The organism is Methylobacterium sp. PvR107 (assembly GCF_017833295.1).
In the GTDB taxonomy this organism is placed as follows: domain Bacteria; phylum Pseudomonadota; class Alphaproteobacteria; order Rhizobiales; family Beijerinckiaceae; genus Methylobacterium.
Genome location: NZ_JAFIBW010000001.1, coordinates 1065232 through 1078463 on the forward strand (window position 1 = coordinate 1065232; position 13232 = coordinate 1078463).

14 protein-coding genes are annotated in these 13232 nt (G+C 68.2%); 11 read left to right on the plus strand and 3 right to left on the minus strand.

The genetic code is table 11. The features are described from left to right. Positions 1-61 precede the first annotated feature (61 nt). The gene (mmsB, locus tag JOE48_RS04875; RefSeq protein ID WP_245253100.1) at positions 62-1189 is read left to right on the plus strand and encodes a multiple monosaccharide ABC transporter permease; all 1128 of its coding nucleotides are present in this window, start codon (positions 62-64) and stop codon (positions 1187-1189) included. Between the two features lie 219 nt (positions 1190-1408). Here mmsB and JOE48_RS04880 read toward each other — a convergent pair whose 3' ends face one another. After that, entirely contained in the window at positions 1409-2380 is a 972-nt protein-coding gene (locus JOE48_RS04880) for a polyprenyl synthetase family protein (protein ID WP_210028377.1), read from the minus strand. 48 nt (positions 2381-2428) lie between these two features. Here JOE48_RS04880 and mtgA point away from each other — a divergent pair, with 48 nt between their 5' ends. Then, positions 2429-3187: a monofunctional biosynthetic peptidoglycan transglycosylase gene (gene mtgA, locus JOE48_RS04885; protein ID WP_409518558.1), complete on the plus strand. Its 759-nt coding sequence runs from the start codon at positions 2429-2431 to the stop codon at positions 3185-3187. On the opposite strand, the gene JOE48_RS04890 is transcribed toward mtgA, so the two are convergent. Then, a complete protein-coding gene (locus JOE48_RS04890) occupies positions 3165-3581 on the minus strand; it encodes a hypothetical protein (RefSeq protein ID WP_245252712.1) in 417 nt (138 codons plus the stop codon). The two genes, mtgA and JOE48_RS04890, sit on opposite strands and share 23 nt — an antisense overlap. 423 nt (positions 3582-4004) lie before the next feature. On the opposite strand from JOE48_RS04890, the gene JOE48_RS04895 reads away from it, so the two are divergent. Continuing rightward, positions 4005-4655 (plus strand): hypothetical protein, encoded by a 651-nt coding sequence (locus JOE48_RS04895; protein WP_210028378.1) that lies wholly within the window; start codon positions 4005-4007, stop codon positions 4653-4655. A 4-nt stretch (positions 4656-4659) separates the two neighbouring features. On the opposite strand, the gene JOE48_RS04900 is transcribed toward JOE48_RS04895, so the two are convergent. Then, positions 4660-5898, minus strand: coding sequence for an argininosuccinate synthase (locus tag JOE48_RS04900; protein WP_210028380.1), 1239 nt, complete (start codon positions 5896-5898; stop codon positions 4660-4662). 201 nt (positions 5899-6099) lie between these two features. Between JOE48_RS04900 and JOE48_RS04905 the strand changes: the two genes are divergently transcribed. From JOE48_RS04905 to JOE48_RS04940, 8 genes are all read left to right on the plus strand, one after another. Further along, positions 6100-6726 carry a 2-hydroxychromene-2-carboxylate isomerase gene (locus JOE48_RS04905; RefSeq protein ID WP_210028381.1) on the plus strand — a complete coding sequence of 209 codons (627 nt, stop codon included), beginning with the start codon at positions 6100-6102 and terminating at the stop codon, positions 6724-6726. A 107-nt stretch (positions 6727-6833) separates the two neighbouring features. After that, positions 6834-7520, plus strand: coding sequence for a DsbA family protein (locus JOE48_RS04910; protein WP_210028382.1), 687 nt, complete (start codon positions 6834-6836; stop codon positions 7518-7520). Between the two features lie 217 nt (positions 7521-7737). Further along, positions 7738-8310: a F0F1 ATP synthase subunit delta gene (locus tag JOE48_RS04915; RefSeq protein ID WP_210028387.1), complete on the plus strand. Its 573-nt coding sequence runs from the start codon at positions 7738-7740 to the stop codon at positions 8308-8310. A gap of 54 nt (positions 8311-8364) precedes the next feature. Then, complete coding sequence (atpA, locus tag JOE48_RS04920; protein ID WP_210028389.1) at positions 8365-9897, plus strand: F0F1 ATP synthase subunit alpha; 1533 nt, start codon at positions 8365-8367, stop codon at positions 9895-9897. A 133-nt stretch (positions 9898-10030) separates the two neighbouring features. Then, positions 10031-10921 carry a F0F1 ATP synthase subunit gamma gene (locus JOE48_RS04925; RefSeq protein ID WP_210028390.1) on the plus strand — a complete coding sequence of 297 codons (891 nt, stop codon included), beginning with the start codon at positions 10031-10033 and terminating at the stop codon, positions 10919-10921. 25 nt (positions 10922-10946) lie between these two features. Next, complete coding sequence (locus tag JOE48_RS04930; protein WP_210028392.1) at positions 10947-11153, plus strand: hypothetical protein; 207 nt, start codon at positions 10947-10949, stop codon at positions 11151-11153. A gap of 64 nt (positions 11154-11217) precedes the next feature. Next, positions 11218-12675, plus strand: a complete 1458-nt coding sequence (gene atpD, locus JOE48_RS04935) for a F0F1 ATP synthase subunit beta (protein WP_210028393.1) — start codon at positions 11218-11220, stop codon at positions 12673-12675. A 152-nt stretch (positions 12676-12827) separates the two neighbouring features. Further along, entirely contained in the window at positions 12828-13229 is a 402-nt protein-coding gene (locus JOE48_RS04940; RefSeq protein ID WP_210028394.1) for a F0F1 ATP synthase subunit epsilon, read from the plus strand. Positions 13230-13232 lie beyond the last annotated feature (3 nt).

The following is a 13232-nucleotide window of genomic DNA, read 5'->3' on the forward strand; positions in this document are numbered from 1 at the left end:
CGAACCCGTTCCGGGCACCCAGGCTGCGGGTGAGCCGCAGACCCGGCGCGGGCGCCCCGCGATGGCGCAGCTGCGCGATTACGGCCTGGTCTTCGCCCTGGCGCTGATCACCCTGTTCTTCGAGTACGCCACCGGCGGCGTGCTGTTCGAGCCGCTGAACCTGACCAACCTCATCCTGCAGAACAGCTACGTCGTCGTGATGGCGCTGGGGATGCTGCTGGTCATCGTGGCCGGCCATATCGACCTGTCCATCGGCTCGGTGGTCGGCTTCGTGGGGGCGCTCGCGGCGCTCCTGATGGTCCGATTCGGCTTCGACCCGCTCACCGCCAGCGTCCTGTGCCTGGCCGTCGGCGCCGCGATCGGCGGGCTGCAGGGCTACTTCGTCGCCTATCTCGGCATTCCGAGCTTCATCGTCACGCTCGCCGGCATGCTGGTGTTCCGCGGCCTGACGCTGGCCCTGCTGCAGGGCGCCTCGATCGGGCCGTTCCCGGAGGTGTTCCAGCTTCTCGCCAAGGGCTTTCTGGCCAACTTCGCGGGCCCCTGGACCGCGCTGCTCATCGCGCTCGCCCTGTCGCTGATCCTCATCGGCCTGAACGGACGCCGCCGGGCCGCGCGGCTCCGCAACGGCGGACAGGCCGAATCCTGGGCGGCGTTCATCTTCCGCAACGGCATGACCACCATCGTGATCCTCGCCTTCGCGTATCAGATGAGCGCCTATCGCGGCCTGCCCAACGTACTGTTGGTGATGTTCGCACTGGTGATGCTCTACCGCTTCGTCACGACCCGGACGACGATCGGGCGGCGGATCTACGCGCTCGGCGGCAACATCAAGGCCGCACGGCTCTCGGGCATCAAGACCGAGCGGCTCACCTTCCTGACCTTCGCCAATATGGGCGCGCTGGCCGGGCTCGCCGGCATGATCTTCGCCGCCCGTCTCAACACCGCGACACCGAAGGCCGGTGTGGGGTTCGAGCTCGACGTGATCGCGGCCTGCTTCATCGGCGGCGCCTCGGCGGCCGGCGGCATCGGCAAGGTCTCGGGCGTCGTGATCGGCGCGTTCATCATCGGCGTGATGAACAACGGCATGTCGATATTGGGCATCGGCATCGATTACCAGCAGGTGATCAAAGGGATCGTGCTGCTCGCCGCCGTGTGCCTCGACGTCTACAACAAGAACAACCGGGCCTGAGGGCCTACACGACCCGATCCCATCGGCTTCTTATCGGGATGGGACCGGAGCAGCGCCGATACGTTTGTACGAGCAAAGCGAAGCATTCCAGCGGCGCCTGGCCCGATTGTGAGGTGTCCGGCGTCGCCTCGCTGCGTGCGACAACCGATCGACGGGGCATCCGGCGGTGACCCGGCAGCCACTTCGATCCGTCCGAACGGGCATCCCCGGCCGGTTCGGTCAGGTCTTGCGCGCCACCGTGAACCGGGCGGCGTCCCGCAGGATGCGGGCCTTCTCGCCCCAGGAGCCGACCGCGTCCTCGCAGACGCCGACGAGACGGTCGCACTCGGCCCGGGCCCCGTCGATGCCGAGACGGTCGACCAGTGTGGCCTTGCCGGCATCCTTGTCCTTGCCGGTCGCCTTGCCCATGGCTTCCGGCGAGGCCTCGCGATCGAGGATGTCGTCGGCGATCTGAAAGGCCTGGCCCAGGGCGACCCCGTAGCGCAGGAGGGCAGCCCGCTGACCCTCGTCGGCGCCACCGACGATCGCGCCGGCCTCCACCGAGAAGGCCAGGATCGCGCCGGTCTTCATCGCCTGCATCCGCAGGGTGTCGTCCACATCCATGTTGGCCGCGCCGAACCGGCCCTCGGCGGTGAGGTCGAGGAGCTGGCCGCCGACCATGCCGCCCAGGCCCGAGGCCCGGGCGAGGCCGAGCACGAGGTCGGCGCGAATCCCGGCATCCGGCTGCCAGGTCGGGTCGGCGACGATCTCGAAGGCGAGCGTCTGGAGCGCATCCCCGACCAAGATGGCCGTGGCCTCGTCGTAGGCCTTGTGCACCGTCGGCTTGCCGCGGCGCATGTCGTCGTCGTCCATGGCCGGCAGGTCGTCGTGGACGAGGCTGTAGCAATGCACCAGCTCGACGCCGGCGCCGGCTGCGAGCGCCGCCGGCTCGGAGCCGCCCAGCATCCGGGCGGTCTCGATGGCGAGGAAGGGCCGGAGGCGCTTGCCGCCACCGAGCACGGCGTGGCGCATGGCGTCCATCAGGCGCGGTGGCCGGGCGATCTCGCCGGGGACGAGATCCGGGCCGAGGCGATCGACCAGGAAGGTCTCGACCATCCCGGCGACTTCAGCCAGCCTGTGGGAAAACGCGACGGCCTGCGTGTCAGTCTTGACCGAACCGGTCGGTGCCTGCGTTGAGGGGGTCGGGGTCATCGGGCGCTACGTCCGGTCCTGGCCTTGCGAAAACCAATCGAGTGTCAGTTGAGCGGGAACGAGATCGCGGTGGGTGGGGCTGGACGCAGGCGGGAGGCGGCGGGTCGTGACCTTCCGCTCGCGCGCCCGCGGCGCTCCCGCCCGGTCCGCAAGATCGTCGGGGCGCTGCTTCTGCTCCCCGCCATCGCGTTCATCGTCATACTGACGCTGGCGCTCGTCTATAGCGCGCTGATGCCGCCGTCGACCCTGATGCTCGGGCGGTGGTTGACGCTTCAGCCTGTCAGCCGCGACGCCGTCAGCCTCTCGGAGATCGCGCCGGTGCTGTCGCAGGCGGTGATTGCCTCGGAGGACCAGCGCTTCTGCCTCGACCACGGCGTCGATATCGGGGCGATCCGCGAGGTGGTCGAGGATGAGGATTCGCCGAGCCGCGGCGCCTCGACGATCGCGATGCAGACCGTCAAGAACGTGTTCCTGTGGCCGGGCCGCTCCTACATCCGCAAGGCGGTCGAGATCCCGCTGGCTCTGGCGCTCGACACGCTCTGGGGCAAGCGCCGCATGATGGAGATCTACCTGAACGTTGCCGAATGGGGCGACGGGATCTACGGCGCGCAGGCCGCCAGCCGCCATTGGTTCAACAAGGATGCGAGCCGGCTGACCCGTGGCGAGGCCGCCCTGCTCGCCGCCGTCCTGCCGAACCCGATCACGCGCAGCGCCGGGCGTCCCTCCCCGGGCGTGCGCCGCCGCGCCGCGCAGATCCAGGCCTTGATGGGTCAGGTGGAGGGCCTCACGAGCTGCGTGCGGCGATGACCTGTCCCGGGATCGAAGGGCGCTCGCTGTCCCGCTTGATCGCGGCGAGCATGCGCTGACGGATGAGACCGCGCACCGGGCGGATCAGGAGCCAAGAGGGCGTGAACGTGAGACGCGCGGCCCGGCTCGCGCAGAAGACCCGCGTCTCGGTGATAAGCCGGGTTTGGCCCTCGGGACCGGGTCGGACTGCGAAGGCCAGGGCGAGCTTGGCGGGATACGGTGCGTCGCAATCGCGGAAGGCTGTGCCGTCGGCGACCCGCTCCAGGCCGAAATCCACCCGCCAGAACCGCCCGATCAGACCGTAGACGATCTCATCGTCGCTGCAGTCGAGCCGCGTGACGTCGTGCAGACCGAAGGCCGGTTGCGCCGCACTCACCCCTCCCAGAAGGCGCATCGGCAGTTCCCGCAGGCCGATCGCGAACCGGAAGACGCGGCCGGTCGATAGGCGACGAGCCCGTCGAGGATCGTCGCGGGATCGGCGGCGACGTCGCAGGCGTGCACCTCGCTGGACTGATAGGTCGGAAGGTAGCGATCGAGCGGGCGCTTGCCGGTCTCCTACCGTGGCAGGCTGAGTCAGTGGAGCCGTCGCCCCGCGTGATCGCTGGGTCTCGGCGAAGCAGCGAAGCGGAGGCTAATTCAACGGGCGGCCGCGAAGTCCGTGACCCGACTCGAGCCGGTCAGGCTCTCGTCGTGGCAATCGGAGACACGAACTCCCTCGACCGGATGAACCGCGACGGAAACGACGGCCCGCGGCGGTAGCAGCCGCCGAATCCGGTCTGTAAGAGATTCGCCAGAACCGAAACCAGAGCCGACACCCATGAGCGACGCCGTCTACGACCTGACCCTGGAGCGCATCGCCTTGCTCCGCCGCATGGTCGTGGCCTGGGGCGGCGCCGAGCCGGGTGCGCCGACCATTCATCCGGATGCTCCCTACGGCAGCCTCGATCGGGACGGCGACATCGCCAACGTGACCGGCGACGACGAGGGGGCCGCGGAAGAGCATCGGGCGCTGGAGAAGGGGCTGGCGGTCTTCGCCCAGAACGCGCAGCTGAAGCCCGGCCGCTACCAGTATCACAACGGTCTGGCGAAGCTCGACCACGGCACGGTCGGCGACGTCTTCCGGGATGCGCGAACGGGCGAAACGCCGGAGCACATCACCTTCGCGGTGACCGCCGAGCACCTCGCGCTGATCCCGCATCTCGCCTTCGACTGGGATCCGGCGGGGGACGTGCCGCGGGTGGATCCGGCTCGGCCCTATGGAGACGGGGACACCTACACCGCCGCCATAGCCCGTCATCTCGCGGCGGTGCCGGAGGTGGCCGCCAACGACGACGAGGACGGGGAAAAGCACCGGATCCGGCTACACCGCGAGATGCAGCCGGCCCTTCAGATCTTTCTACGGTATGCCGATCTCGGGCCGGGCGACTTCCAGTGCGCGGGATCGCCCGCGGTCTGGAAGCCGGCCTGACGTCTCAGCCTTCGCGCTTCTTGCGCTGCGCCAGGGTACGCAGGCGCAGGGCGTTGAGCTTGATGAACCCCGCCGCGTCGCGGTGGTCGTAGGCGACGGCGCCCTCCTCGAAGGTCACGAGGTCCTGGTCGTAGAGCGAGTGCGGGCTCTCGCGGCCGATCACGTGGACGCCGCCCTTGTACAGCTTCAGCCGTACCGTGCCGGTGACCTTCTCCTGGCTCCTGTCGATCAGCGCCTGGATCATCTCGCGCTCCGGCGAGAACCAGAAGCCGTTGTAGATCAGCTCCGCGTATTGCGGCATCAGCTGATCCTTCAGGTGCGCGGCCCCGCGGTCGAGCGTGATCGACTCGATGGCCCGGTGGGCCGGCAGCAGGATCGTTCCGCCGGGCGTCTCGTACATGCCGCGGCTCTTCATGCCGACGAAGCGGTTCTCCACGAGGTCGAGCCGGCCGATGCCGTTGTCATGGCCGAGCTGATTGAGCTTGGCCAAGAGGCTCGCGGGCGACAGCTTCTCTCCGTCGATCGACACCGCGTCGCCGCGCTCGAAGCCGATCGTGATGATCGTCGGCTGGTCCGGCGCCTCCTCGGGGGAGAGCGTGCGCGAGTAGACGTAATCCGGCACCTCGACGGCCGGATCCTCCAGCACCTTGCCCTCCGAGGAGGCGTGCAGAAGGTTGGCGTCCACCGAGAACGGGCTCTCGCCGCGCTTGTCCTTGGCGATCGGGATCTGGTGCTGCTCGGCGAAGGCGATGAGCTGCTCGCGCGAGCGCAGGTCCCACTCGCGCCACGGCACGATCACCGTCACGTCGGGCTTGAGCGCGTAATAGCCGAGCTCGAACCGGACCTGGTCGTTGCCCTTGCCGGTGGCACCGTGGCAGACCGCGTCGGCGCCGACGCGTTCTGCGATCTCGATCTGCTTCTTGGCGATCAGCGGCCGCGCGATCGAGGTGCCGAGCAGGTAGACGCCCTCGTAGACGGCGTTCGCCCGGAACATCGGGAAGACGTAGTCGCGGACGAATTCCTCGCGCAGGTCCTCGATGTAGATGTTCTCGGGCTTGATGCCGAGGAGTTCGGCCTTGCGGCGGGCCGGCTCCAGCTCCTCGCCCTGGCCGAGATCGGCCGTGAAGGTCACGACCTCGCAGCCGTAGGTGGTCTGCAGCCACTTCAGGATGATCGATGTGTCGAGGCCGCCGGAATAGGCCAGCACGACCTTCTTCACGGGGCTCTTCGCGGGGACGGACATGCGGCTTCCGGAACTGAGGCGGGGCGTCTGCGGCTTATCGCGGGTGTCACCGGCCTGCAACCGGCGTGCCGTCTCGCGCGTAGGCCAGATGCCGGAGGATCGGTCGTGTTTTGCCTCACGGCGGCCTTGCGGCCGTGCAACAAATGACGCGGGCGTTGCCAATCGTCATCGCCGCAAGAATGCATCGGAGAAGCGAAGTCTATGGCGCGCCAGCCGATTTTGGAGTTCTGGTTCGAATTCGCCTCCACCTACTCCTACCTCGCGGCGATGCGCGTCGAAGCCGCCGCCGCCGAGGCCGGCGTCGCGATCCGGTGGCGGCCTTTCCTGGTCGGGCCGCTCTTCGCCTCCCAGGGCTGGACGACCTCGCCGTTCAACCTCTACGCGGCCAAGGGCAAGAACATGTGGCGGGACGTGGAGCGCGAGGCCGCGCGCCTCGGCCTACCGCCCTTGACGCGCCCCGCGCAGTTTCCGCAGAACAGCCTCAGCGCGGTGCGGGTCGCCATCCTCGGTCAGGACCAGGATTGGCTGGTGCCGTTCTCGAAGAAGGTGTTCACCGCGAGCTTCGCCGAGGGGCGCTCCATCGCAGAGCCGGCGGCTGTCGCCGAGATCCTCGATTCGCTCGGGCTCGACGGGACACAGACCGTGCGGGCCGCCGCCGCCGAGGCCAACAAGACCAAGCTGCGGGTCAGCGTCGAGGAGGCGCGCTCCCGCGGGATCTACGGGGCGCCGACCTTTCTGGCCGATGACGGCGAGCTGTTCTGGGGCAATGACCGCCTGGAACAGGCCCTGGCCTGGGCGACCGGCGAACGGCCGAAGGGGCTGCGGTAGGACCACGTTCACGCCGATCGGCCATCAAACCGACTCGACCCCCTGGTTCTGGTCCGGCTCCGCTTCGGCGCGGCCGGAGCGGGATAGCGATGCCCCGGACGTTCTCCATGCCTGTTTCGCGACGCCTTCTCCTCGCCGCAACCGCCACCCTCGCCACCGGCTTGAAGCCCGTCTGGGCGCAATCCTACGGCCAGCGCGTCGCAGTCACCGGCGATGACGGCAAGGCGGTGGCGAACTCGATCCTGCCCGGCGAGATCACCGGCCAGATCCCGGCCCTGCGCGGGGTCACCTATGTCGGGCCGCGGGAGGCCGGAACCACGCTCTACGAGTTCTACGACTTCAACTGCCCGTATTGCCGGAAGGCTGCCGCCGACGTGGTCGCGCTGCACGACAGCGACCCGGAACTGCGGATCGGCCTTGTCCACAACCCGATCCTGTCACCGCAATCGGCCCAGGCCGCCAAGGTGATGCTGGCGGTCCAGCGCAGGCTCGGCTCGGAGGCCGCGTGGCGCTTCTATCAGACTCTGCTCGGCAAGCCTGGCCGCATCGACGGGCCCGGGGCTCTCGCTGCCGCGGCTGCGCTGGGCATCCCGCAGGCGGAAGTCGAGGAGATCGCCGACAGCGAAGAGGTGCGCGCGGCGCTCAAGAGCCAGATGCGCATGGCGGCGGATCTCGGTCTCTACGCGACGCCGTCCTACGTTGTCGGCAACAGCGGCATCCTCGGCCATCCGGGCGCCCGCGCCATGGCCAAGATGATCGCGAGCGTCCGCCGCTGCGACCGGCTCGCCTGCTGAGGCGCATCCCGCGTCACACTTCCGCCGTCGTGACGCGCTGCGCGGTGCGCCTCCCGTGTTGCGCGCGGCCATGCTGGCATGCTAGGCGGTCGCCGCGCCGCGAGGACAGTTCTCGACCCTGTCCGCTGCCGGCGCGATCCCACGTCCCGAACGGTCACGCACCGCGCTCCTGCCGGAGCGCGCGGAGCGGGCGGGCAACCAGAGAAGAGAGCGACGGGTGGCGCAGAACGGTTCCGAGGCTGGTCCCCTGGTCGCAGGCGTGGCGGGCCGGTACGCTTCCGCCCTGTTCGAGCTCGCGCGCGACGAGCGCCAGGTCGACGCGGTCGCCGATTCCCTCAATCAATTCGACGGGCTGCTGAAGGAGAGCGCGGACCTTCGCCGCCTCGTCCGCAGCCCGGTCTTCAGCGCCGAGGAGCAGGAAGCCGCGATCGGCGCCGTGCTCGCCAGGGCCGGGATCGGCGGTCTCGCCGGCAACTTCATCCGCCTCGCGGCCTCGAACCGTCGGCTCTTCGCCCTCCCCGACATGATCAGCGCCTTCCGCAGCCTGGTCCAGGATTCGAAGGGGATCGTGCGCGCCCAGGTCCGGGTGGCCGAGAGGCCGTCCGACACCGTGATCGAGGAGATCAAGGCCTCGCTGCGCGACATCGCCAAGGCCGAGGTCGACGTCGACCTCGTGATCGATCCGAGCCTGATCGGCGGCCTCGTCGTGAAGATGGGCTCGCGCATGGTCGACGCCTCCCTGAAGACCAAGCTCAACGGTATCCGCCTCGCGATGCGGGCCGCGCGGTAAGCGCCCCCATCCGACCCGAACACTTACAGACGCATCAGCGACAGAGGCCCGAGTATGGACATCCGCGCCGCCGAGATCTCCGCGATCCTGAAGGATCAGATCAAGAACTTCGGTGAAGAGGCCGAGGTCTCCGAGGTCGGACAGGTCCTGTCCGTCGGCGACGGCATCGCCCGCGCCTACGGCCTCGACAACGTCCAGGCCGGCGAGATGGTCGAGTTCGAGTCGGGCGTCCGGGGCATGGCCCTGAACCTCGAGCAGGACAACGTCGGCATCGTGATCTTCGGCTCCGACCGCGAGATCAAGGAAGGCCAGACCGTCAAGCGCACCGGCGCCATCGTGGACGTGCCGGTCGGCAAGGGTCTGCTCGGCCGCGTGGTCGACGGCCTCGGCAACCCGATCGACGGCAAGGGTCCGATCGTCTCCACCGAGCGCCGCCGCGTCGACGTGAAGGCGCCCGGCATCATCCCGCGCAAGTCGGTGCACGAGCCGATGGCCACGGGCCTGAAGGCGATCGACGCCCTGATCCCGGTCGGCCGTGGCCAGCGCGAGCTGATCATCGGCGATCGCCAGACCGGCAAGACCGCCATCGCCCTCGACACGATCCTGAACCAGAAGCCCGGTCACGCCGCCGGCGGTGACGAGAAGTCGAAGCTCTTCTGCATCTACGTCGCCATCGGCCAGAAGCGCTCGACGGTCGCCCAGTTCGTGAAGGTGCTGGAGGACCAGGGCGCCCTGGAATACTCCATTGTCATCGCCGCCACCGCCTCGGACGCCGCACCGATGCAGTTCATCGCGCCGTTCGCCGGCTGCGCCATGGGCGAGTATTTCCGCGACAACGGCATGCACGCCGTGATCGTGTACGACGATCTGTCCAAGCAGGCCGTGGCCTACCGCCAGATGTCGCTGCTGCTGCGCCGCCCGCCGGGCCGCGAGGCCTATCCGGGCGACGTGTTCTACCTCCACAGCCGCCTGCTCGAGCGCGCCGCCAAGATGGGCGACGCCGCCGGCAACGGCTCGCTGACCGCACTCCCGGTCATCGAGACCCAGGCCAACGACGTCTCGGCCTACATCCCGACCAACGTGATCTCGATCACCGACGGCCAGATCTTCCTCGAGACCGACCTGTTCTACCAGGGCATCCGCCCGGCGGTGAATGTCGGCCTCTCGGTCTCGCGGGTGGGCTCCTCGGCCCAGACGAAGGCGATGAAGAAGGTCGCCGGCAAGATCAAGGGCGAGCTCGCGCAGTACCGCGAGATGGCCGCCTTCGCGCAGTTCGGCTCGGATCTCGACGCCTCGACCCAGCAGCTCCTGAACCGCGGCTCGCGTCTGACCGAGCTCCTGAAGCAGCCGCAATTCTCGCCGCTGAAGATGGAAGAGCAGGTCGCCGTGATCTACGCCGGCGTGAACGGCTATCTGGACAAGCTGCCGGTCGCCAAGATTCGCCCGTTCGAGGATGCGCTGCTCAGCACCCTGCGGTCGCGCCACAAGGACCTGCTCGACTCGATCGCCGCCTCCAAGGACCTGTCGGACGAGAACGCCGGCAAGCTGAAGAGCGTCGTCGAGAGCGTCGCCAAGTCGATCGCCTGATGTGAGGCCCCTCCCCGCGGGGAGGGATCTTGGGTGGTGCACCGGATGCTTCGGCTTCCTGCACCGCCCGAACTTCCGGCTCCTTCCCCCCGAGGGAAGGAGAGGCCCATAGAACGGACCTGGACCTCACCCGATGGCGAGTTTGAAGGACCTGCGCAACCGCATCACCTCGGTGAAGGCGACGCAGAAGATCACCAAGGCCATGCAGATGGTCGCCGCCGCCAAGCTGCGCCGGGCGCAGATGGCCGCCGAGGCGGGCCGTCCCTACGCCGAGAAGATGTCGGCGGTGCTCGGTAACTTGGCCGGCAACCTCGTTGGCGGTGTCGGCGCTCCGCGGCTCCTGTCCGGGACCGGCTCCGAGCAGACGCATCTGCTCGTCGTCTGCACGGGCGATCGCGGTCTGGCCGGCGCGTTCAACTCGTCGATCGTCCGCCTCGCGGTGCGCGAATACGCGCAGAAGCTCACCGCCGAGGGTAAGACCGTCAAGATCATGACGGTCGGCAAGAAGGGCCTCGATGCGCTGCGGCGGCAGTATCGCGACCAGATCGTCGAGAGCATGGACATCCGCGGCAACCGGCCAGTGGATTACGACTTTGCAGCCAGCATTGCCGACAAGATCCTGACCCGCTTCGAGGCGGGCGAGTTCGACGTCGCGACGCTGTTCTATTCCGAGTTCCGCTCGGTGATCTCCCAGATCCCGACCGCGCAGCGCCTGATCCCGGCCGAGCTGCCCGAGACCGACGCGACCGCGAAGGCCGCTGCCGGCAACGCCGCCCTGGAATTCGAGCCCTCCGAAGAGGCGATCCTGGAGACGCTGCTGCCGAAGAACCTGACGGTGCAGATCTACCGGGCCCTCCTGGAAAACGCCGCGTCCGAGCAGGGCGCGCGCATGAGCGCCATGGACTCGGCCACTCGCAACGCCGGCGAGATGATCAAGAAGCAGACGCTGATCTACAACCGCACGCGTCAGGCCATGATCACCAAGGAACTCATCGAGATCATCTCAGGCGCTGAGGCTCTGTGATAGGACGGGACGCCGGAGGCGTCGGATGATGACGAACGCGGTCGAGAACTTGGTCTTGGAGCATCTGCGTGCCCTGCGGCACGACGTCTCCGAGGTGCGTCTCGACCTGAGGGCGGTGAAGTCGCGGCTAACAGCCGTCGGGACGCAGGTCGCGACCATGAACGGTCGCATGGACCGCTTCGACGAGCGGACGGCGCGTGTCGAACTTCGGCTTGAGCTGAGAGACGCCTGAGCCGGCTCCAATTTCTGAGGACACAGCCCGCGCGTTGCGCGCCGGCACCGACAGCGAGGATACCATGGCGAACACCGCACTCCCCGGCACCGGCTCCAACAAGCCCGGCAAGATCACCCAGGTCATCGGCCCCGTGGTCGACGTGCAGTTCGAGGGTCACCTGCCCGAGATTCTGAACGCGCTGGAGACCAAGAATAACGGCGCCCGCCTCGTGCTCGAGGTTGCCCAGCAGCTCGGCGAGAGCACCGTCCGCTGCATCGCGATGGACACGTCCGAGGGTCTGACCCGCGGCCAGGAGTGCTTCGACACCGGCGAGCCGATCAAGGTTCCGGTGGGCATGAACACCCTCGGCCGGATCATGAACGTCATCGGCGAGCCGATCGACGAGGCCGGCCCGGTGCAGAGCGACACGCTCCGCGCCATCCACCAGCCGGCCCCGTCCTACGCCGACCAGTCGACCGAGGCGCAGATCCTCGTCACCGGCATCAAGGTGGTGGACCTGCTCGCTCCCTACGCCAAGGGCGGCAAGATCGGCCTGTTCGGCGGCGCCGGGGTCGGCAAGACCGTGCTGATCATGGAGCTGATCAACAACATCGCGAAGGTGCACTCGGGCTACTCGGTCTTTGCCGGCGTCGGCGAGCGCACCCGCGAGGGCAACGATCTCTACCACGAGATGATCGAGTCCAAGGTCAACATGGACCCGAAGGAGAACAACGGCTCGGCTGCGGGCTCCAAGTGCGCCCTGGTCTACGGGCAGATGAACGAGTCGCCCGGCGCCCGCTCGCGCGTCGCGTTGACCGGCCTGACCATCGCGGAGCAGTTCCGCGACGACGGCCAGGACGTGCTTTTCTTCGTCGACAACATCTTCCGCTTCACCCAGGCGGGCTCCGAGGTGTCGGCGCTTCTGGGCCGCATTCCCTCGGCGGTGGGCTACCAGCCGACGCTGGCCACCGATATGGGCGCCCTGCAGGAGCGCATCACCACCACCAACAAGGGCTCGATCACCTCGGTGCAGGCGATCTACGTGCCGGCGGACGATCTGACCGACCCGGCGCCGGCCGCCTCCTTCGCCCACCTCGACGCTACGACCGTGCTGTCGCGCTCGATCGCCGAGAAGGGCATCTACCCGGCCGTGGATCCGCTCGACTCCACCTCGCGCATGCTGTCGCCGGCGATCCTCGGCGAGGAGCATTACGACGTCGCCCGCCGGGTCCAGCAGACCCTTCAGCGCTACAAGGCGCTTCAGGACATCATCGCGATCCTGGGCATGGATGAGCTGTCCGAGGACGACAAGCTGACCGTGGCCCGCGCCCGCAAGATCGAGCGCTTCTTCTCGCAGCCCTTCTCGGTCGCCGAGGTGTTCACCGGTTCTCCGGGCGTGCAGGTGCCGCTTGAGGACACCATCAAGGGCTTCAAGGGCCTCGTGAACGGCGACTACGACGACCTGCCCGAGGCCGCCTTCTACATGGTCGGCACGATCGAGCAGGCCCAGGAGAAGGCCAAGAAGATGAAGGCGGCGTAAGGCTGCTCCCTCCCCTCCCCCTTCCGGGGAGGGGTCGGGGGTGGGGGTGTTTCAGGATCGAGCGCTGCGGTGCCTCCTGCGCCTCCCCCACCTTCACCTCCTCCCCGCAAGGGGGAGGAGCGCGCGTTGCGGGTTCGGGAAGCTAGAGACCGATGGCCACCTTCCACTTCGATTTCGTCGGCCCCGAGCGGACGCTGTATTCCGGCGAGGTGACCGCCGTTCAGCTGCCCGGCACCGAGGGCGAGATGACCGTGATGCCGGGCCACGCGCCCGTGCTGACCTCCCTGCGCGTCGGCGTCATCGTGGTCACCGAGAGCCAGGGTAGCGGCAAGCGGATCTACGTCCGTGGCGGTTTTGCCGATATCGGCCCGACGTCCGTGACCGTGCTCGCCGAGCGCGCCGCGCCGATCGAGGAACTGACACACGAATCCCTCGACCGGGACATCGAGGCGATCGAGATGCAGCGCGATGCCACCGAGGATCTGCAGAAGCGCGAGGAGCTGAACGGTCAGATCGTCCAGCTCCAGGAAACCAAGGCGCTCCTGAAGCTCTGATCG

Bases quoted from the DNA above. Each gene is read 5' to 3' on its own strand.
- JOE48_RS04930 (WP_210028392.1), top strand. From the start codon at position 10,947: ATGATGACGAACGCGGTCGAGAACTTGGTCTTGGAGCATCTGCGTGCC.
- atpD (WP_210028393.1), top strand. From the start codon at position 11,218: ATGGCGAACACCGCACTCCCCGGCACCGGCTCCAACAAGCCCGGCAAG.
- JOE48_RS04910 (WP_210028382.1), top strand. From the start codon at position 6,834: ATGCCTGTTTCGCGACGCCTTCTCCTCGCCGCAACCGCCACCCTCGCC.
- JOE48_RS04940 (WP_210028394.1), top strand. From the start codon at position 12,828: ATGGCCACCTTCCACTTCGATTTCGTCGGCCCCGAGCGGACGCTGTAT.
- JOE48_RS04890 (WP_245252712.1), bottom strand. From the start codon at position 3,581: ATGCGCCTTCTGGGAGGGGTGAGTGCGGCGCAACCGGCCTTCGGTCTG.
- JOE48_RS04925 (WP_210028390.1), top strand. From the start codon at position 10,031: ATGGCGAGTTTGAAGGACCTGCGCAACCGCATCACCTCGGTGAAGGCG.
- mmsB (WP_245253100.1), top strand. From the start codon at position 62: ATGGCGCAGCTGCGCGATTACGGCCTGGTCTTCGCCCTGGCGCTGATC.
- JOE48_RS04905 (WP_210028381.1), top strand. From the start codon at position 6,100: ATGGCGCGCCAGCCGATTTTGGAGTTCTGGTTCGAATTCGCCTCCACC.
- atpA (WP_210028389.1), top strand. From the start codon at position 8,365: ATGGACATCCGCGCCGCCGAGATCTCCGCGATCCTGAAGGATCAGATC.
- JOE48_RS04880 (WP_210028377.1), bottom strand. From the start codon at position 2,380: ATGACCCCGACCCCCTCAACGCAGGCACCGACCGGTTCGGTCAAGACT.
- JOE48_RS04900 (WP_210028380.1), bottom strand. From the start codon at position 5,898: ATGTCCGTCCCCGCGAAGAGCCCCGTGAAGAAGGTCGTGCTGGCCTAT.
- JOE48_RS04895 (WP_210028378.1), top strand. From the start codon at position 4,005: ATGAGCGACGCCGTCTACGACCTGACCCTGGAGCGCATCGCCTTGCTC.